This is a genomic window from Aureibaculum marinum (assembly GCF_003813905.1).
Lineage (GTDB): Bacteria > Bacteroidota > Bacteroidia > Flavobacteriales > Flavobacteriaceae > Aureibaculum > Aureibaculum marinum.
In genome coordinates this window covers 19,539-39,545 of record NZ_RPFJ01000005.1, presented here as the reverse complement: position 1 = coordinate 39,545, position 20,007 = coordinate 19,539, and the positions used below count along the sequence as shown (strand labels likewise).

Here is a 20,007-nt window from a genome sequence, read left to right as displayed (position 1 = left end):
GTTTTACAAGTTTTTTAATGCTTGCTTGATGATGTTTTCAAGAGTAGTATCAGGGGCTTCTTGAATTATTTTTTGTACTAATTTCTCCACTTGTTTACGCGAAAACCCAAGTACTTCTAAAGCAGATAACGCTTCATCTTTAATTGTATTGTTGTTAGATGAAAAATCTTCTGAAATTTCGTAAGTTTTAACAATTTTATCACGTAAATCTATAATGACTCGTTGAGCCGTTTTAGCTCCAATTCCTTTTACAGATTGTATGGTAGCAACGTCTTCTGAAGCAATGGCATGTTGTATTTGTTCTGGGGTCATTGAAGATAACATGGTACGTCCAATGCTAGGTCCCACACCAGAAACTGAGATTAACAATTTGAAAATCTCTCGTTCTACTTTATCGGCAAAACCAAAAAGAGTATGAGAATCTTCTTTTATATTGAGGTAGGTGTATAATTTTAAGGCTTCGGAATCTCCAATTTTAGAATAAGTATTTAAGGAAATGTGAAGAAAATAACCAATGCCATTACATTCAATAATAACATATGTGGGATTTTTTTCTACTAATTTTCCATTGATATGCGTAATCATTTAGGTTGACGAATTAGAGTTATCAATTAATCTGTAAATGTAGTTATTAAAATCTGATTAGCTAAAATTTAAAATTATAAATTTCTTATTGTTGCTGTGAATATTATGTACTATATATGATAATTCAAGAGATAAGTATGTTGAATTTGGTAAATAATCTTTTTTTGTTTAATCTATTTTTTGTCTTAGGTAGTACCTACCTATTTTGAAAATTATTTATAGCACATAATTCATCAAAAATATTAACTTAATATAGCTTTCTATATTAATTTTTTCTTCTTTTTTTTCCGTTTTTCATTTTCCTGAGCATCAATAACCGCAATGGCTGCCATATTTACCATTTCATCTACACTGGCACCCAATTGAATAATGTGAGCAGGTTTTTTTAGTCCTAACATAATGGGCCCAATAGATTCTGCATCATATAATTCTTTCATTAATTTATAGGTAATGTTAGCAGAATCTAAATTTGGAAAAATAAGTACATTCACCTTTTTGTCTACCAATTTAGAAAAAGGAAATTCTTTTTTTAGCATTTCCGGATTTAAAGCAAAATCAGCTTGAATTTCACCATCAATAACTACATCAGGATATTCTTTATGAATATATTTTATTGCTTCTGCAATTTTAGTTGCATTTTTACGATTAGATGAACCAAAATTGGAATAAGAAAGCATGGCAATATTTGGCTTGATATGAAAAATTTTGGCTAATGATGCAGTGAGTTGAGATATTTTTGCAAGCTGTTCAGCATTTGGATCCATGTTTAATGTAGTATCAGCTAAAAATATAGGTCCTCTTTTTGTCAACATCAAGTTAGCTGCAGCTACTCGAGTTACACCTTTAGCCATTCCAATTAATTCTAATATTGGTTTTACTACATTAGCATAGTTTCTACTATAACCAGTAATTACAGCATCTGCTTCCCCTTCATTCACCATCATAGCTGAAAAATAGTTGCGTTCACGCATTAATTTTTGTGCATCTATGTATTTTATTCCTTGTCTGTTTCTAGCTTTCCAATAGCTTTTGGCAAATCTATTTTTTCTTGCTTCTTCTTCATCAGTTTTAGGATCTATAATTTCTACCTCGCCAGTAAAACCAATTTCTTTTTTTAGTCCTAAGATAGTTTCTTTTCTTCCTAACAAAATTGGAATACCGATACCTTCATCGTAAACTATTTGAGCAGCCTTTAGTACATCTAAATGATCGGCTTCTGCAAAAACCACTTTTTTAGGATTGCATTTTGCACGATTATGAAGCAATCGAACAACCTTACTGCCGGTACTTAATCTTTCCATCAGTTCATCACGGTATTTATCCCAATCTTTAATTGGAGCCTTTGCAACACCGCTATCCATAGCCGCTTTAGCAACTGCTGGAGGGATTTCATAAATTAAACGTGGGTCAAAAGGTTTAGGAATAATATAGTCTTTACCAAATGATAAGTTGATTTCATCATAGACAATATTTACTTGTTCTGGTACAGGTGTTTTTGCTAAATCAGCTAACGCATGTACGGCGGCCATTTTCATTTCTTCATTAATTTTTGTGGCTCTCACATCTAAAGCACCTCTAAAAATAAAAGGAAAACCTAATACGTTATTAACTTGATTAGGATGGTCAGACCTACCTGTAGCCATTATAATATCCTTACGTGTTTTAATTGCCAAATTGTAATCAATTTCAGGATTAGGGTTGGCCATTGCAAAAACAATTGGATTTTTTGCCATTGATTTTATCATGTTGGCTGTTAGTATGTTGGGTTGAGATAAGCCCATAAAAACATCAGCTCCGTTCATGGCTTCTTCTAGAGTGTAAATGTCTTTGTCAGTAGCAAACTCGGCTTTTTCTTTTGTTAGATTTTCAATATCTTTTCTAATAACGCCTTTACTGTCTAACATCACTATATTTTTAGGATTTGCTCCTAATTTAATATATAGTCTAGTACATGAAATTGCTGCGGCACCAGCACCACTTACTACAATTTGTACTTTAGAAATATCTTTTTCTGCAATTTCGATAGCATTTTTTAATGCTGCAGCTGATATAATAGCTGTTCCATGTTGATCATCGTGCATTACAGGAATATCTAACTCTTCTTTAAGCCTTCTTTCAATTTCAAAAGCTTCTGGAGCTTTTATATCTTCTAAATTAATTCCTCCAAACGTTGGGGCAATTGCTTTAACAGTTTCTACAAATTTGTCCACATCTGTAGTATCTACTTCAATATCAAATACATCAATATCTGCAAAAATTTTAAAGAGTAAACCTTTCCCTTCCATTACAGGCTTTGAAGCTAAAGGACCAATGTTTCCTAGTCCTAAAACAGCTGTTCCGTTAGAAATTACGGCAACTAAATTCCCTTTTGATGTATATTTATAAGCGTCATTCGGATTTTTTTCTATTGCTAAACAGGGTTCGGCAACGCCTGGAGAATATGCTAGGGATAAATCACGTTGTGTGGCGTATTTTTTTGTTGGAATAACTTCAATTTTTCCTGGTTTTGGTGAAGCGTGATATTTTAAGGCTTCATTTTTTTTCTTGCGACTATCCATGAAAGATTTGTTTAATTTGAAGAGCTATATAAGTGAGCTCGATATGAAGTACAAATTTAACTCTTTTCATTTAAAAAACTAATGTTGCGTTGTAAACCTGAAAATTTAGTTCGCTTAACAGCAGACTTTTTAAAAACTTTACTAAATACATCTTGTGTAAGTTCTGTCCACTCTTTTTTTGTCATAGATAATAAGTCAGGATGAGGATTGAATAAGGGCTCTTGGTGTGGTCTTGAAAATCGATTCCATGGACAAACATCTTGACAAACATCGCAGCCGAAAATCCAATCGTCAAATTTACCTTCAACAGATGGGGGTATTTCATTTTTTAGTTCAATAGTAAAATAGGAAATGCATTTACTACCATCAACAACATAAGGTTCCACAATAGCTTGGGTTGGGCAGGCGTCAATACATGCTGTGCAGGTGCCACAGTGGTCAGTTGTTGGATTGTCATATTTTAATTCCAGATCAATAATTAATTCTGCTATAAAGTAAAAAGAACCTACTTGTTGAGTTAATAGGTTGCTGTTTTTGCCAATCCACCCCAATCCACTTTTTGCAGCCCAAGCTTTGTCTAATACAGGAGCAGAATCTACAAATACCCTGCCATTTACTTCGCCAATTTCTTCTTTAATAAAGTAGAGTAACTGTTTCAGTTTATCTTTAATTACAAAATGATAATCTTTACCATAAGCATACTTAGAAATTTTATAAGAATTTTTAACTTGTTTTTTTTCTGGATAATAATTGAGCAGTAGAGAAATCACAGATTTAGATCCTTCGACTAACTTTGTAGGATCTAATCGTTTGTCAAAATGGTTTTGCATGTATTGCATTTCTCCATGCATATTTTTGTTTAACCACTTTTCTAAGCGTGGAGCTTCCTCTTCTAAAAATTCAGCTTTGCTAATGCCACACGATAAAAAACCGAGTCGTTTCGATTCGGCTTTTATCAGGGTTGCCCACCGCTCAATATTTTTATTTTTTATATTCAATTCTTGTAATGTCAGTATTGCGAAAGTACAGATTCTTTTGTATTTATATATGGTATGTGTTTTTCCTTTTATGGTTTTATTTATGGTTTATAGTTGTCTTTTGAGTTAAAATGCCAATAGTGTTTGTAATTTAACTATAAATATAAAAGTGTATCTAGAAACTTTAAAATTTAGAAAATGGCCGGGCCATTAGTTTTAATTCTTTATATGTAAAAATAAATATTTAAAGACTTTAGATTTGCTGTAAATAGTGAAAAAAACTAAGTAAAAATTAGATTGATTGTCAGATTCTTATAAAGATAATGTTGAAAAACTGGTTATTTTCAGAAAGTTATAGGAGTAAGATTTTTTTCAAAAAAAATGGTTAGAAACTATTAAAAAATCAATAAAATAGTTAATTTTACTAGATACAAAATTTATTTTCAGTATTACATTTAATAAATTAAAAACACATAACAATTGGTAAGTAGACATAGTATTAAAACTTTTTTAGAAAAAGAATCAACTACAGGCATACTTTTAATTATTGCTACAATTACAGCATTAATTGTTGCTAATACGTCTTTATTAGAATATTACAATCACATATTACATTTAGAATTTACTATAGGTTTTCCTGAATTAAACATTTCTAAATCCATTTTTCATTGGGTTAATGATGGGTTAATGGTGTTGTTTTTTTTGCTGGTAGGTTTAGAGATAAAAAGTGAATTAAAATTTGGACAGCTTAATTCTGTAAAATCGGCTTTATTTCCGGTTGTAGCTGCAGTATGTGGTGCATTAGTGCCTGCTATTATTTATTATTCATTTAATTACGGTACTAATTATACTCATGGTTGGGCTGTTCCAATGGCAACAGATATTGCCTTTGTTATTGGTATTATTGCAATTTTAGGTTCACGCGTGCCTTCTTGGGTAAAAGTTTTTATCACTACCGTTGCTGTAGTAGATGATTTGATTGCTGTTTTAATTATTGCTTTTTTCTATACAGAGAGTATTTCTTGGACGGCGTTGGGTATTGCGGCCTTATGTGTAGTAGTTTTGTTATTTTTGAATTATAAAAAAGTGATGAAACTTGCACCATATTTAACTATTGGTTTTGTGTTGTGGTGGGCAGTATTGGCTTCAGGTATTCATGCTACTATTGCTGGTGTAATTTTGGCATTTACATTGCCACTTAATCAAAGATGGAATTTAAAACAGACAAAAGCATTTACTAAGAAAATATTTGACTTATTTAAAAAGTCTGCTGACAAAACATTAAAAAATACTGCTGATGAAGCACATTTCTTTATCGAAAAATCGCAACTAGAGATGGAATCTCCAGCTCGTCGATTGGAACGAAAACTTCGTAAACCTGTTTACTTAATTATTATGCCTTTGTTTGCTTTTGTTAATGCTGGTATTATGATTGATAGCCAAGTATTGGCAAGTGCTTTTCAAATCCCAATTACTTGGGGTGTAATTGCAGGACTTTTTGTAGGAAAACAATTGGGCGTGCTTTTAGGTATATGGATTATAGTAAAGTTTTTTTATAAAGAAATGCATATTAATAAAGCTATTTGGAAAGTGTTTCACGGTGTTGCATTACTCTGTGGTATCGGTTTTACGATGTCTTTGTTTATTACCAACTTGTCATTTTCTGAAGAGTCTTTGCTAGAATATTCTAAGATAGGAATCCTTGTAGGGTCATGTATTAGTGGAATATTTGGTTATTATGTACTATTCAAAGCTACAGACGATCAAGATGCCATTGCTATGGATCCTCCAGAGCAAGATGAAGAAAATCAACCTGAATTAGAACACTAGTATCTATTGCTATAATCATTAAGGTAAGTAGCTAAAAAGGTAACTATTTATTAGAATTAATAGATATATAATGCCTGGTCGAAATCTGAAAAAAGTTTAAAGGTTAACATTAAATTTAGTATTTTTTACTGCTGATTTTAATAGAAAGCTTAATCTATGAACTGGACATTACTATTACAGGTTGCTTATGTTTTGATAATGCTTTTGGTTATTTTAAGAGTGTTATACGATACTAGAAGTAGTGTAAAAGCTTTAGCATATATTCTCTTTATAGTTTTTGTTCCTTTTGTTGGTATTTTCTTTTATTTTTCTTTTGGGATTAACTATCGTAAGCGAAAAATGTACAGTAGAAAAATTGTAAAAGACGAAACCCTTAGTAATCTCATTAAACAGAGCATAGATTCGTATTCCGAAAAAATACTTAATTCGGGGTTAACTAATAATAATTACCGCAATCTCATTAAATTTATTCATCACTCTAAGTTTAGTCCACCTACGGCTAATAACAAGGTGAAAATACTAATTAATGGAGAAGAAAAATTTCCAGAATTGTTATCTGCATTAAGCAAAGCTAAAACTCATATTCATGTAGAATATTACATATATGAAAATGATTTTACGGGTAAAGCTATTGCAGAAATACTTATTAAAAAAGCTAAGGAAGGAGTAGAAGTTCGTTTTTTATACGACGATTTTGGGAGTCATGGTTTAAGTAAAAATTTTATTAAAAGATTAGAAGATTCAGGGGTTCAAACGGCACCTTTTTATAAAATAAAATGGTATGCTTTTGCAAATCGATTAAATTATAGAAATCACCGAAAAATAATTGTTATAGATGGAGCTGTTGGTTTCGTAGGTGGTATAAATATTAGTGATAAATATAGAAATGACTTAGAAGTAAAAGATAATTTATATTGGCGAGACACCCATTTAGAGATTAAAGGTCAAGCCACTTCATATTTACAATATCTTTTTGTTTGTGATTGGAATTTTTGTAGTGTAAATCAATTAGAATATAATGATATCTATTTTCCTTTAGTCAAAGAAAGTGATAGTTTAGAAAAAGAAATAGTTCAAATTGTAGCTTCTGGTCCTGATTCAGATCAACCTGTAATTCTTTATTCATTATTGGAGGCTATAAGTTCTGCCAAAAAAAGAATTTATATTACTAGCCCTTATTTTATTCCGGGGGAAAGTTTGATGGATGCTCTTATTATTGCTGCACAAAGTGGCTTAGACGTTAAAATTCTTGTTCCAGGTGTGTCAGACTCAAATTTGGTTAATACTGCTGCAAGTTCATATTATTCTGAGTTAATTAAGTGTGGAGCTCAAATTTATAAATATGATAAGGGGTTTGTACATGCTAAAACAATGGTTGTTGATGATGATTTAGCCATAGTGGGTTCTGCAAATATGGATTATCGTAGTTTTGATCTTAACTTTGAAGTTAATGCAATACTTTATAGCAGAAAAATAGCAAAACAATTGATTGAAGCATTTGAAAATGATTTAAAAGTATCGACAAAAATTGATGCTAAATCTTGGTTAGAAAGACCTAAATATTTGCATCTATGGGAAAAAATGGTACGCTTATTGTCACCATTTTTGTAGAATTACTAAATAAAGCTAACATCATTATATTTATTAGTAATGTGGTAATAGAATATGTGCTTATTCTTTCAGGTTGGTCACACATATATTTAAATAGTTGCAATCAAAGTCAAAGGTTGCTTTAATTTTTTTAATACATTATTAAATTGATAACCTATAATTAATAGTAGTTTTAAACTAATAAATAACCATAGGTTGGTGCCATTTTATTAGTTGAGCAATTGTAGATAGTAATGCTATAACATTAAAAACAATTAAAATAAGAAGTATAAGGTAAATTTTTATAGTTTTTCTGTGAAAATACTACGATAAGCATCTGATATCAAGGTGTTTTGTCTCTAATTTTGATAGCGGTTTTTACCCTTTTATTAGTACAACTAACAAAAAAGGCGTGCTTAAATTTTATTCAGAACTTTTATGAAACAAGTGAATATGTTGTTTCTATTTAAAAAAGTCCGCCTTGAGTATTTCCTTTTATTTTTCCTAAATGTTTGTATGCTAAAGCAGTAACTTCTCTACCTCGTGGTGTACGCATAATAAAACCTTGTTGAATCAAAAAGGGTTCGTATACTTCTTCAATGGTTTCTGCACTTTCACTAACAGCTGTAGCAAGTGTTGTTATTCCAACTGGTCCACCTTTAAATTTATCAATAATGGTTGTTAAAATTTTATTATCCATTTCATCCAAACCATGAGCATCAACATTTAAAGCTTTAAGTGCAAACTTGGCAATATTAATATCAATTCTCCCATTACTTTTTATTTGAGCAAAATCACGAACCCTACGCAATAAAGCATTTGCTATTCTTGGAGTTCCTCTACTTCTTCCTGCAATTTCTATAGCCGCTTCCATAGTTATTGGAACTTTTAAAATAGTAGCACTACGTTGTACAATAGTGGTTAATAAATCGGTTTGATAATATTCTAATCGACTATTTATGCCAAAACGAGCACGCATAGGTGCGGTTAATAATCCTGATCTAGTTGTAGCACCGATTAAAGTAAAAGGTTCTAAATTAATTTGTACAGTTCTAGCATTAGGGCCAGACTCTATCATTATATCAATCTTGTAATCTTCCATAGCAGAGTAGAGGTATTCTTCTACTATTGGACTCAGTCGATGAATTTCATCTATAAATAATACATCACGCTCATTCAAATTAGTTAAAAGACCTGCTAAATCTCCAGGTTTATCAAGTACAGGGCCAGAAGTTACTTTAATGTTGGCATTTAGTTCATTAGATAGTATATGTGCCAAGGTTGTTTTTCCTAGTCCTGGAGGTCCATGAAATAGAGTGTGGTCTAGTGCTTCGTTACGCATGTTAGCCGCTTCAACAAATATTTTTAGATTTTCAAGAACTTGTTCTTGTCCAGTAAAATCGTTAAAATCTAAGGGACGTAATTTTCTTTCAACATCTAACTCTTCATTTGAAAGATTTTCATCAGATGGATTTAGGTTTTTATTCATTTAACAATATAAGTTATTTGTTGAAGTGTTTATTAAAAATAGAGTACCTAATACAATATTAGTGTGTTGCTAAGTTACAATGTATCCAGTAGTTAAAGCATTTTTTGTATGCGACACTAAAAATAGTAAACTTTTTTGATACAATAGTTTTTATTCCTCTCTAATAACATCAATTAACTCTTCCAGTACAATCGCTCCGGTAAACGATTCTTGAATTTCCATCAAAGCTCTATCTGCTTCTAATCGGGTTTTGTAATTGCCAACTCTAACTTTCCAATCAGGAGGAAAGTTTTCTATTTTTAAAAAAGTATCAGGAAAAAGTGTTTTAAATTCTTCACGAGCTTTATAAGCACCTTGCTCACTACCAAAAAATATTTGAATTCTATAACCAGCAACTTTGGCTGTGTTTTTGTTGTGGGCTTTCTTTTTTGCTATAATATTTTTTATGCTTTCGCTACTTTCAATGGTTAAATTACCTTCTTCTTGACCCAGCATAAAAGATGTGTAAAACATGAATGTTGTGAGGATTGCAATACTATATCTGTTTAAAAATGATTTCATTATACTTTTTTGTTTTTGCAAATTTAAAACTTTGTTATGAGCTTTGACATTAACTTTGTTATTTAGAATCATTATAAATTATGTTTAACATTATTTTTAGATTTTGCTTCTATTCAAATAATGTTATTTTTGTCCAATCTTTCAAAGAATGTGTTTTCATTTTTAAAGAATAGAAAAAGTCGTGCCAAAACGATACAAGATAATATATTTTATAATATGAAAAGTGTGAATCAACACCGTAAAACTTTAAGATTAATTTTATCTAGTCTTTCTTTCGTTTTACTTTTTACGTCGCAGCTGTTTGCTCAAGAGGCTAATCTAGACAATGGTAAAAAACTATTTAATGCTAATTGTGCGGCTTGTCATAAATTAGAAGGGAAGCTAATAGGGCCTCCGCTAAAAGGTGTTACAGAAAGGAGAGATCAAGATTGGTTAATTGCTTGGATTAGAGATAACGAAGCTTTAAGAGCATCTGGAGATAAAGATGCCATCGCTATATACGAGGAGTATAATAAAATGCCAATGGTGGCTTATCCTCAGTTTTCTGATCAAGACATTATAGATATTCTAGCGTATACCGATGATAAACCTGTAGAGAAAACAGAAGCAGAAAGTGCTGGTGTTGTAACAGCAGCTTCTTTAGGGATAGATTCTTTAAAGGTAGTTACTGGTAAAAAAATATTTAATGCTAATTGTGCTGCTTGTCATAAGTTAGATTCTAAACTTATAGGTCCTGCTTTAGCTAATGTTCAAGATAGACGATCTGATGAGTGGTTGCATGCTTGGATTAAGGATAATGCAGCTTTAAGAGCTAGTGGAGATGCGGATGCTATTGCTGTTTTTAATGAGTATAATGGTTCTCCAATGACGGCTTTTCCACAACTGTCTGATGATGATATTGATGCAATTTTATTATACACTAAGCATTCTTCAATTTTAGAAGCTAAGAAAGTTGGTGGAGAAGAGGCTAGTAATATTGCTAAAACAACTCCAATCCCTTGGGCAACTTATTTTGTTGTTTTTGTATTAGTTTTAGGAGCTCTTTGGGTTTACTTTATGAGTAAAAATGAATTCCTTAAATTGGTAACTACAATTGCTATACTTTTAGCTGTTGGTTATTTTGCTTATTGGGGGATGATGAGTATTGGTAATGATCAAGGCTATAAACCAATTCAGCCAATTGCTTTTTCACATAAAATACATGCTGGTGATAATAAAATTGATTGTCAGTATTGTCACTCTTCTGCAAAACATAGTAAAACTTCAGGTATTCCTTCAGTAAATGTCTGTATGAATTGTCATAAAGGTATTTCAGAATATAATGGTCCTGTAACAGATGAAAAAGATAAAGCCTTTTATGATGGTGAAATTCAAAAAATTTATGATGCTATCGGATGGGATAAAGAGGCTAATGAGTATATTGCTGGATACGAACAAAGACCTATTGAATGGGTAAGAATTCATAATTTACCAGATTTCGCTTATTTTAATCACTCACAACACGTGACTGTTGGAGGTGTTGAATGTCAAACTTGTCATGGTCCTGTAGAAGAAATGGAAGAGTTAGAACAACATTCTCCATTAACAATGGGCTGGTGTATAAACTGTCATAGAGAGACTGAGGTGAAAGTAGAAGATAATGAGTATTATGCAAAAATACATGAAGAGTTGTCTAAGAAGTATGGTGTAGAGAAAGTAACTGTGGCTCAAATGGGAGGTATGGAATGTGGTAAATGTCACTATTAATTTGTATAAGAATTGTTTTAAAGTAGTGCAAAGCTTAGAAAGTATAAGAATTAAATTAAAATTTAGAATTGATTTGGAAAGTAATTTCAAAATCAATAACTAAATAACCAATAACTTAAAAAAATAATGGCGTCAAACAAGAAATACTGGAGAGGTGTTGAAGAGCTTAACGAAAACAGCTCTATTGTTGAAAAGCTAAAAACATCAGAATTTGTTGAAGATTTACCTACAGATGAGTTTCTTGGTGATAAAAAAGCATTAGAATCTTCATCAACTTCTAGACGAGACTTTTTAAAGTATGTAGGGTTTACAACAGCAGCGGCCTCATTAGCGGCTTGTGAAGGTCCGGTTGTAAAATCTATTCCTTACGTAGTAAAACCAGAGGAAGTTACACCTGGTATTGCTGATTATTATGCTACTTCAATTGGTAATGGACAAGACTTCGCAAATGTATTAGTAAAAGTTCGTGAAGGCCGCCCTATTAAAATTGAACCTAACAAGTTAGCAGGAGATCTTGGAGGTACAAATGCTAGAGTACAAGCTTCTGTATTGTCGTTGTATGATAATAATCGTTTGCAAAATCCTAGAGTTAAAGGTGAGCCTGTAAACTGGAGTACTTTTGATAAGGAAACTTCAGCTAAATTAAATGAATTAAAAGCGAATAATGAAAAAATAGTTTTTCTTACAGGTACAACGGCTAGTCCAAGTACAAATAAATTAATTGCTGATTTTAAAGCTTCTTATGGTAATGTTCAGCACGTTACTTATGATGCAGTTTCTGATTCTGCTGCGTTAGATGCATTTGAGACATTGTATGGAGAAAGAGCGTTGCCAGATTATGACTTTTCAAAAGCGGAAGTTATTGTAAGTATAGGAGCAGATTTCTTGGCAGATTGGCAAGGTGGAGGTTTTGAAGCGAGCTATGCTAAAAGTAGAGTTCCAAAAAATGGAAAAATGTCAAGACATATTCAATTTGAATCTAATATGTCTTTAACTGGTGGTAATGCGGATAAGCGTTATATGTTGAAACCATCAGAACAAAAACAAGTATTATTAAATATATATAATGCATTAGTTGGTGGTGGCTCTTCAAAAGCTACTTCTGTTGACGAGGGATTAAAACGAACCATTAAGCAATTAGAAGCAGCAGGTAGAAAGGCAGTTGTTGTTACAGGAATTCAAGATAAAAATGCTCAGTTATTAGCATTAGCTATAAACAAAGCAATTGGTAGTGAAATTGTAAATACAGTTGCTCCAAAATATATTAGAAGTGGTAGCGATGCTAAGGTGTCTCAACTAATTTCAGATATGAAAGCAGGTAGTGTAGGAGGGGTAATTACTTATCTTACAAATCCAGTATATACTTTAGCTAACAGTGATGAATATACTGAAGCACTTAAAAAAGTAAAATTGTCAATAGCATTTACTATGGCAGATGACGAAACAGCCTCTGTTTCTCAGTATGTTGGTGCAATACCTCACTATTTAGAATCTTGGGGAGATGTCAGAATTAAGAAAGGGCATTTTGGATTAACACAACCAACCATTAGACCATTATTTAATACACGTCAATTTCAAGATACGTTGTTGAAATGGATGGGTAGTAGTCAATCTTATTATGACTATTTAAAATCTTACTGGAAGTCTAATGTTTTAAAAGGACTTTCTTGGAATAGTGCATTGCATGATGGTGTACGTACTATTGGCGTTGTTGCAGATGCTGTTGAAACAGTCACATTTGATGAAGAAATTCCAAGTCAAGTACAACCAGAAACAATTTCTATTAAAAATGCATTATCGGCATTATCTGCGTCTATAAAACCTGCAGATTTAGAATTGGAATTATATACTAAAGTTAGTTTAGGTACTGGAGAAATGGCTAACAATCCTTGGTTACAAGAATTGCCAGATCCTATCACCAGAACTTCTTGGGATAATTATGTTACTATCTCTAGGGTAGATGCAGAAGCAAAAGGAATTACAAATAGAACAGTATCTAACGGAGCATTAAATGGCGATTTAGCTAATGTTACTGTTAATGGTATTACAATAAAAAATGTACCTGTTTATATTCAACCAGGTCAAGCTCCTGGAAGTATTGGTTTGGCCTTAGGTTATGGTAGAAAATCTAATGCAGTTCAAAAAGAATTGCAAGTAGGTGTTAATGCATATCCATTATATCAAAATTTTTCAAACCATCAAGAGGTTACCTTAGAAAAAGTTAGTGGAGAACATAAGTTTGCTTGTATTCAGTTACAACATACTTTAATGGGTAGAGATGAAATTGTTAGAGAAACTACGTTAGAAGATTTTATCAATAAACCTAAAAGTGAATGGAATCCTGAGCCACATGTCCAGTTAGATCATCAAAATGTATCTTTAGAAAAGGTTGATTTATGGGAACGATTTGATGATACCATAGGTACAAAATTTAATCTTTCTATTGATTTGGCAACGTGTATAGGTTGTGCGGCTTGTGTTGTTGCTTGTCACGCAGAAAACAATGTGCCAGTAGTAGGTAAAGATGAAATTAGAAAGAGTAGAGATATGCATTGGTTGCGTATTGATAGATATTACTCTTCAGATATGACAGAAGAAAGAGGAAAAGAAGAAGGTATTTTCGGAACAGGAAAATATTTTAATGCACAAACACATCCTTCTGACAATCCTGATGTTACTTTTCAACCAGTAATGTGTCAACACTGTAATCACGCACCTTGTGAAACTGTTTGTCCAGTTGCGGCAACTTCTCATGGTCGTCAAGGTCAAAACCAAATGGCATATAACCGTTGTATAGGAACACGTTATTGTGCAAATAACTGTCCTTATAGAGTACGAAGATTTAACTGGTTTAAATATTTTGATAATAACGAGTTTGATTACAATATGAATAATGACCTAGGTAGAATGGTACTTAATCCTGATGTGGTTGTACGATCTAGAGGGGTTATGGAAAAATGTTCTATGTGTATTCAAATGACACAGGCTACAATATTAAAAGCAAAAAGAGAAGGACGTCCTGTAAAAGATGGAGAATTCTCTACGGCATGTGTTAATGCTTGTAGTACTGGTGCTATGGTGTTTGGAGATATAAATGATAAGGAGAGTAAAGTTGCACATATAAAAGAAGATGATAGAACGTTCCATTTATTGGATTTTGTAGGTACACAACCTAATGTGTTTTATCAATTAGATGTTAGAAATACAAACGAATCATAATAATAATTAAGAATAGTATATAATTATGGGTCATTACGAAGCACCTATTAGAGAGCCAATTATCACTGGGGACAAGAGTTACCATGATGTTACATTAGATGTAGTCGCTCCAATTGAAGGTAAAGCCAATAAGAGTTGGTACATTGCTTTTACAATTGCATTAGTCGCCTTTCTTTGGGGAGTTGGTGCTATCATTTATACCATAGGTACAGGTATCGGTGTTTGGGGGTTAAATAATAGAATTAACTGGGCTTGGGATATTACCAACTTTGTATGGTGGGTAGGTATCGGTCACGCAGGTACATTAATATCAGCGGTATTATTGCTTTTCCGTCAAAAATGGAGAATGGGTATTAACCGTTCTGCAGAAGCCATGACAATCTTTGCGGTTTTTCAGGCAGGTTTATTCCCGTTAATTCACATGGGTAGAATATGGAATGGTTTCTATACACTTCCAGTACCTAATCCTTTAGGATCGTTATGGGTTAACTTTAACTCTCCATTGTTATGGGATGTATTTGCAATTTCTACTTATTTATCAGTTTCATTGGTATTCTGGTGGACTGGTTTATTACCTGATTTTGCAATGATTAGAGATAGAGCAACCAAGCCATTTCAAAAGAAAATATATAGTTTAGTAAGTTTTGGATGGAGTGGTAGAGCTAAAGACTGGCAACGTTTTGAAGAAGTATCTTTAGTATTGGCTGGTTTAGCAACACCTTTAGTACTTTCTGTACATACTATTGTATCTTTTGACTTTGCTACCTCAGTAATTCCAGGATGGCATAGTACAGTTTATCCTCCTTACTTTGTTGCTGGGGCGGTATTCTCAGGTTTTGCAATGGTACAAACCTTACTTCTAATTATGCGTAAAGTGAGTAATTTAGAAGACTATATTACAAGAGTCCATGTTGAGAACATGAATAAAGTAATATTAGTAACAGGAGGTATAGTAACAGTTGCTTATTTATCTGAATTATTTGTAGGATGGTATACAGGTAGTAGTTATGAAGATTTTGTATACTTATCAGTTGGTGCTGCAACAGGACCTTATTGGTGGGCCTTCTGGTCATTAATTATGTGTGTTGCGGTAATTCCACAATTCTTTTGGATTAAAAAAATTAGAACAAACTACATTTGGACATTTATCATTTCTATATTTATTAATATAGGTATGTGGTTTGAGCGTTTTGATATTATTGTAATAAACTTAAGTAGAGGTCATTTACCATCATCTTGGACAATGTTCTCACCAACGTTTGTTGATATAGGTATATTTGTAGGAACTTTAGGATTTTTCTTTGTACTTTTCCTTCTTTATGCTAGAACTTTCCCTGTTATTGCTCAAGCAGAGGTTAAATCTATTTTAAAATCTTCAGGTAATAATTACAAGAGAGAAAGAGATAATCCTACAGCTAAGAAAGAAGAAGTTAAAAAAGAAACTGTTATTATAAAAGAAGAGGTTAAAGAGGAGGTTGCTATTGAGAAAATTGATATTGCATCTGATGAAGAAAAGCAAGCTAAAACAAATAGTTTATTAGATAGTTTAGGAAAGTTTGATGCAACTACTCAAAAACCTGATGATCTTAAAAAAATTAGTGGTATTGGTCCAGTAATGGAAACAACACTTAATCAAATAGGTATTTATACCTTTGATCAAGTAAGTAAAATGACAAATAAAGAATATGATTTGTTAGATTCAATCACGGGTTCTTTCCCTGGAAGAGCACAAAGAGATGATTGGGCAGGACAAGCAAAAAAACTTAAATCGTAATTATGAGTTCTAAAGTAATACATGCATTATACGATGATGATGATGTGCTTTTAAATGCTGTAAAAGAAGTACGGGCAGCAAACCATCATATTGAAGAGGTTTATACTCCATTTCCAGTTCATGGATTGGATAAAGCGATGGGTGTAGCTCCAACACGTTTGGCTATTATGGCTTTTTTATACGGTATCACTGGTTTAGGCTTTGCAATTTGGTTTTTAAATTACATTATGATTGTAGATTGGCCACAAAATATTGGAGGTAAGCCTAGTGGTAGTTTTTTAGAGAATGTTCCAGCTTTTATTCCTGTAATGTTTGAAATGACCGTATTTTTTGCAGCTCACTTAATGGTAATTACATTTTACATGCGTAGTAAAATTTGGCCTTTTAGAAAAGCTGAAAATCCTGACCCTAGAACAACTGACGATAAGTTTTTGATGGAGATTGAGGTTGATGGAAATGAAGACGAAATGACTTCTTTATTAGAAAGTACAGGTGCTATAGAAATTAAAGTAAAAGAAAAACATTAATATATAAGATATAATGTTTGTGACTTCGATTAAAAGCAATCGAAAGGATAATTCAAACATTCTATCAGACCATTATAAATATTAAATAATAACTGATGAAAAGTTTTATCAAATATACTTCAATAGTAACTTTGGCAGTACTGATGCTTTCTTGTGCCGGTGATAGTCAGAGAAGTAGAGAAGTGCAATATATGGGTGATACTGATATGTACAATGCCGTACCGTATGAAACCTATTCTACTAATCCTTATTTTGAGGATGGTATTTCTGCTCAATTACCTGTTGAAGGTACTATTGCTAGAGGTAAGACAGTTTACGATGTTCCTTTTAGTGAAGAAGGATATCAATATGCTAAAGATTCTGTAAAATCTCCATTATGGGAAAAATCGGCTACTGACTCGGTAGCTAAAATTTCTGATAAAAATATGAAGCAAGGTAAATATTTGTATGGTATCTATTGTGCATCATGTCATGGAACAACAGGAGATGGCCAGGGAGATTTGGTGAAAAATGAAAAATTCTTAGGGGTACCTAATTATAAAGATAGAGACATTACTGAAGGTAGTATTTACCATGTAATAATGTATGGACGAAACTTAATGGGTTCTCATGCCTCTCAACTAAACGATTTAGAGCGATGGCAAGTAACACACTATGTAGAACAATTAAGAAATGATTTGTTAAAATAATATTGGATTTAGCAAGAATTAAAAGATATGTACACAGTTTCAAGTAGATTAAGAACCTTTTCAATAGCACTTATTATTATAGGTTTATTTGGTATAGGTTATGGCTTTATTACAGCACCAAAAACAGTTGATGACGTTAAAGAAATGATGCACAGTGCTGAAGATTCACATGGTGCTACTACTCATAATGAGGAAAAAGCTACAGACGCTCATGCAATGCAATCTGCAGAAGACCATGGGAGTTCTGAAGTAAGTGAAGGCCACGGAGATGAGGCATCACATTACGAACATGTTTTATCGCAAGCTCAAAATAGACCATGGACGGCTATTTATATACCTATGATATTTTTCTTATTAATAAGTGTATGTGCATTGGTATTTTATGCAATTCAAAGAGCAGCTAGTGCAGGTTGGTCTCCTGTATTATTTAGAGTTATGGAAGGTGTTACGGGATATATTGTAATTGGTTCTGTAATTATCCTAGTATTTTTAGCCGCTTCTGCAATGCATGCAAATCATATGTTTGCTTGGATGTTTAAAAGTTCAGATCCTACAGCTGCTAATTTTGATTTTGCTATGGAAACTAAAGAATGGTGGTTAAATGTACCTTGGTTTTTAATCCGTTCTGTTATATACGTTCTAATTTGGATAGGCTTTAGACATTTGATATTAAAAAATGCCAGATTGCAAGAAGAAACTGGAGATATGAAGTACTTTAAAAAGAGCTTTAAATTTTCTGTTATCTTTTTAGTTATGTTTTTAGCATCAGAATTATTTATGGCTTTTGATTGGTTAATGTCTATAGATTATCACTGGTTTAGTCAATTGTATTCTTTTTATGTTTTTGCTAGTATGTTTGTTTCTGCAATTACCGTAATTGCATTAGTTACAATATATTTAAGAGCTAAAGGACTTTTACCACAAGTTAATGATAGCCATATACATGATTTGGCAAAATATATGTTCGCATTTAGTATTTTTTGGACATACTTATGGTATGCACAATTTATGTTACAATGGTATGCGAATATCCCTGAAGAGGCAGCTTATTTTCATCCTAGATTAATAGGTGATTATCAACCATTATTTATGGGAATGGTAATTCTAAATTTTGTTTTCCCTATTTTAATATTGATGAATAGCGATTATAAAAGAATACCTTGGTTTGTTGTATTTGCTGGGATAATTATTTTAGTAGGGCATTATTTAGATGTATTCGTAATGGTGTCTCCAGGTACAGTTGGAAATCATTGGAGTTTTGGGATTCCTGAAATAGGTGCATTGTTATTCTTTGCAGGACTATTTATTTTAGTTGTATTTAGTTCACTTGCAAAAAAACCATTAGAAATTAAAAAGGATCCATTTATTAAAGAAAGTGAAATTTTTCATTATTAAAAAATATCAAGCATAGAAGATGAAAGCATTATTTTATATTATCATTTTTGTAGTTTTAATTGTTGCTTGTTGGCAATTTGTTAAATTATTAGGCTTAACAAAAGTTGATAATCAAACAGCTACAGAAAAAGAAAATAACATAAATGGGTGGTTGCTACTTGGACTAATGGGGTTTATTTATGGATTAATGATTTATACCCTATTCAAAGGTAGCGTAGTATTATTACCACAATTATCTGCCTCACAAGAAGGAGAGCATGTAGATATTTTATTTAAAATAACTATGGGGCTAATTTTGGTGGTTCAATTTGTTATGCAATTTATCCTATTTACATTTAGCTTTAAATTTAGAGGTGTAAATAATAGAAAGGCATTCTTTTTTGCAGATAGTCATAAGTTAGAAACAATTTGGACTGTTATTCCTACATTAGTTCTTTCAGGTTTAATTATTTATGGTATTTGGACGTGGAACCATGTAATGGATTCTTCTGGTGCTGAAGACCCTTTATTTATTGAATTGTATGGAAAACAATTTCAGTGGGATGCACGTTATGCCGGAGCCGACAATCAATTAGGTAGTGCTAATGTTCGTTTTATTGAAGGTAGTAATACTATGGGGGTAGATATGACCGACAAAAATGCATTGGATGATATTCCTTTAGTTGTTAATGAAGGTAAGTTTGTTAAAGAATTACACATTCCTAAAGGTAGAAAAGTTATTTTTAAAATACGTTCTCAAGATGTATTACACTCTGTTTATATGCCACATTTTAGATCTCAAATGAATGCGGTTCCAGGTATGGTAACAGAAATTTCGTTTACTCCATCGGTTACTACTGCTGAAATGCGTGAAAATAAAGATACAAAAGCGAAGTTTGATGCAATTAACAAGTTAAGAGAAGAGAAAGGTGAAGAACCTGTAGAATTTGATTATCTTATTTTGTGTAATAAAATTTGTGGATCTTCTCATTACAATATGCAATTGAAAATCGTAGTTGATGAAGAAGCTGATTTCAACAAATGGTTAGCCTCTCAAAAAACATTTGCACAATTAATTACTAAATAAT

Annotated in this window: 14 protein-coding genes and 1 pseudogene; 10 read left to right on the top strand and 5 right to left on the bottom strand. The window is 32.1% G+C overall.

Annotated features, from left to right (window positions below; all coding sequences use genetic code 11):
- Positions 1-3 precede the first annotated feature (3 nt).
- The 3 genes from ruvA to queG form a co-directional block, all read right to left on the bottom strand.
- Positions 4-585: a Holliday junction branch migration protein RuvA gene (gene ruvA / locus EGM88_RS04100; RefSeq protein ID WP_123896708.1), complete on the bottom strand. Its 582-nt coding sequence runs from the start codon at positions 583-585 to the stop codon at positions 4-6.
- Between the two features lie 260 nt (positions 586-845).
- Positions 846-3,143 carry an NADP-dependent malic enzyme gene (locus EGM88_RS04095; protein ID WP_123896707.1) on the bottom strand — a complete coding sequence of 766 codons (2,298 nt, stop codon included), beginning with the start codon at positions 3,141-3,143 and terminating at the stop codon, positions 846-848.
- 56 nt (positions 3,144-3,199) lie between these two features.
- Positions 3,200-4,141 (bottom strand): tRNA epoxyqueuosine(34) reductase QueG, encoded by a 942-nt coding sequence (gene queG / locus EGM88_RS04090; RefSeq protein ID WP_123896706.1) that lies wholly within the window; start codon positions 4,139-4,141, stop codon positions 3,200-3,202.
- Positions 4,142-4,600: 459 nt separating this feature from the next.
- Between queG and nhaA the strand changes: the two genes are divergently transcribed.
- Positions 4,601-5,950, top strand: coding sequence for a Na+/H+ antiporter NhaA (gene nhaA / locus EGM88_RS04085; RefSeq protein ID WP_123896705.1), 1,350 nt, complete (start codon positions 4,601-4,603; stop codon positions 5,948-5,950).
- A gap of 156 nt (positions 5,951-6,106) precedes the next feature.
- Positions 6,107-7,561 carry a cardiolipin synthase gene (cls, locus tag EGM88_RS04080; RefSeq protein ID WP_123896704.1) on the top strand — a complete coding sequence of 485 codons (1,455 nt, stop codon included), beginning with the start codon at positions 6,107-6,109 and terminating at the stop codon, positions 7,559-7,561.
- A 445-nt stretch (positions 7,562-8,006) separates the two neighbouring features.
- Here cls and ruvB read toward each other — a convergent pair whose 3' ends face one another.
- Together ruvB and EGM88_RS04070 are read right to left on the bottom strand one after the other, a co-directional pair.
- Positions 8,007-9,029: a Holliday junction branch migration DNA helicase RuvB gene (gene ruvB / locus EGM88_RS04075; protein ID WP_123896703.1), complete on the bottom strand. Its 1,023-nt coding sequence runs from the start codon at positions 9,027-9,029 to the stop codon at positions 8,007-8,009.
- A 150-nt stretch (positions 9,030-9,179) separates the two neighbouring features.
- On the bottom strand, positions 9,180-9,590 hold the full coding sequence (locus EGM88_RS04070) for an SPOR domain-containing protein (RefSeq protein WP_162497540.1): 411 nt from the start codon (positions 9,588-9,590) through the stop codon (positions 9,180-9,182).
- A 120-nt stretch (positions 9,591-9,710) separates the two neighbouring features.
- On the opposite strand from EGM88_RS04070, the pseudogene EGM88_RS16150 reads away from it, so the two are divergent.
- From EGM88_RS16150 to EGM88_RS04035, 8 genes and pseudogenes are all read left to right on the top strand, one after another.
- Positions 9,711-10,154, top strand: a pseudogene (locus EGM88_RS16150) (c-type cytochrome); the annotation flags it as partial.
- Positions 10,146-11,336 (top strand): c-type cytochrome, encoded by a 1,191-nt coding sequence (locus EGM88_RS04065; RefSeq protein ID WP_449374875.1) that lies wholly within the window; start codon positions 10,146-10,148, stop codon positions 11,334-11,336. The pseudogene EGM88_RS16150 and the gene EGM88_RS04065, both read left to right, overlap by 9 nt.
- A gap of 126 nt (positions 11,337-11,462) precedes the next feature.
- Positions 11,463-14,555, top strand: coding sequence for a TAT-variant-translocated molybdopterin oxidoreductase (locus tag EGM88_RS04060; protein ID WP_123896701.1), 3,093 nt, complete (start codon positions 11,463-11,465; stop codon positions 14,553-14,555).
- A gap of 22 nt (positions 14,556-14,577) precedes the next feature.
- Positions 14,578-16,329, top strand: coding sequence for an NrfD/PsrC family molybdoenzyme membrane anchor subunit (gene nrfD, locus EGM88_RS04055; RefSeq protein ID WP_123896700.1), 1,752 nt, complete (start codon positions 14,578-14,580; stop codon positions 16,327-16,329).
- 2 nt (positions 16,330-16,331) lie between these two features.
- A complete protein-coding gene (locus EGM88_RS04050; protein ID WP_123896699.1) occupies positions 16,332-16,856 on the top strand; it encodes a DUF3341 domain-containing protein in 525 nt (174 codons plus the stop codon).
- A gap of 95 nt (positions 16,857-16,951) precedes the next feature.
- Positions 16,952-17,545 carry a c-type cytochrome gene (locus tag EGM88_RS04045; protein ID WP_123896698.1) on the top strand — a complete coding sequence of 198 codons (594 nt, stop codon included), beginning with the start codon at positions 16,952-16,954 and terminating at the stop codon, positions 17,543-17,545.
- 27 nt (positions 17,546-17,572) lie between these two features.
- Positions 17,573-18,940, top strand: coding sequence for a quinol:cytochrome C oxidoreductase (locus tag EGM88_RS04040; protein ID WP_123896697.1), 1,368 nt, complete (start codon positions 17,573-17,575; stop codon positions 18,938-18,940).
- Between the two features lie 19 nt (positions 18,941-18,959).
- Positions 18,960-20,006 (top strand): cytochrome c oxidase subunit II, encoded by a 1,047-nt coding sequence (locus EGM88_RS04035; RefSeq protein ID WP_123896696.1) that lies wholly within the window; start codon positions 18,960-18,962, stop codon positions 20,004-20,006.
- The last annotated feature ends 1 nt before the right edge of the window (position 20,007 follow it).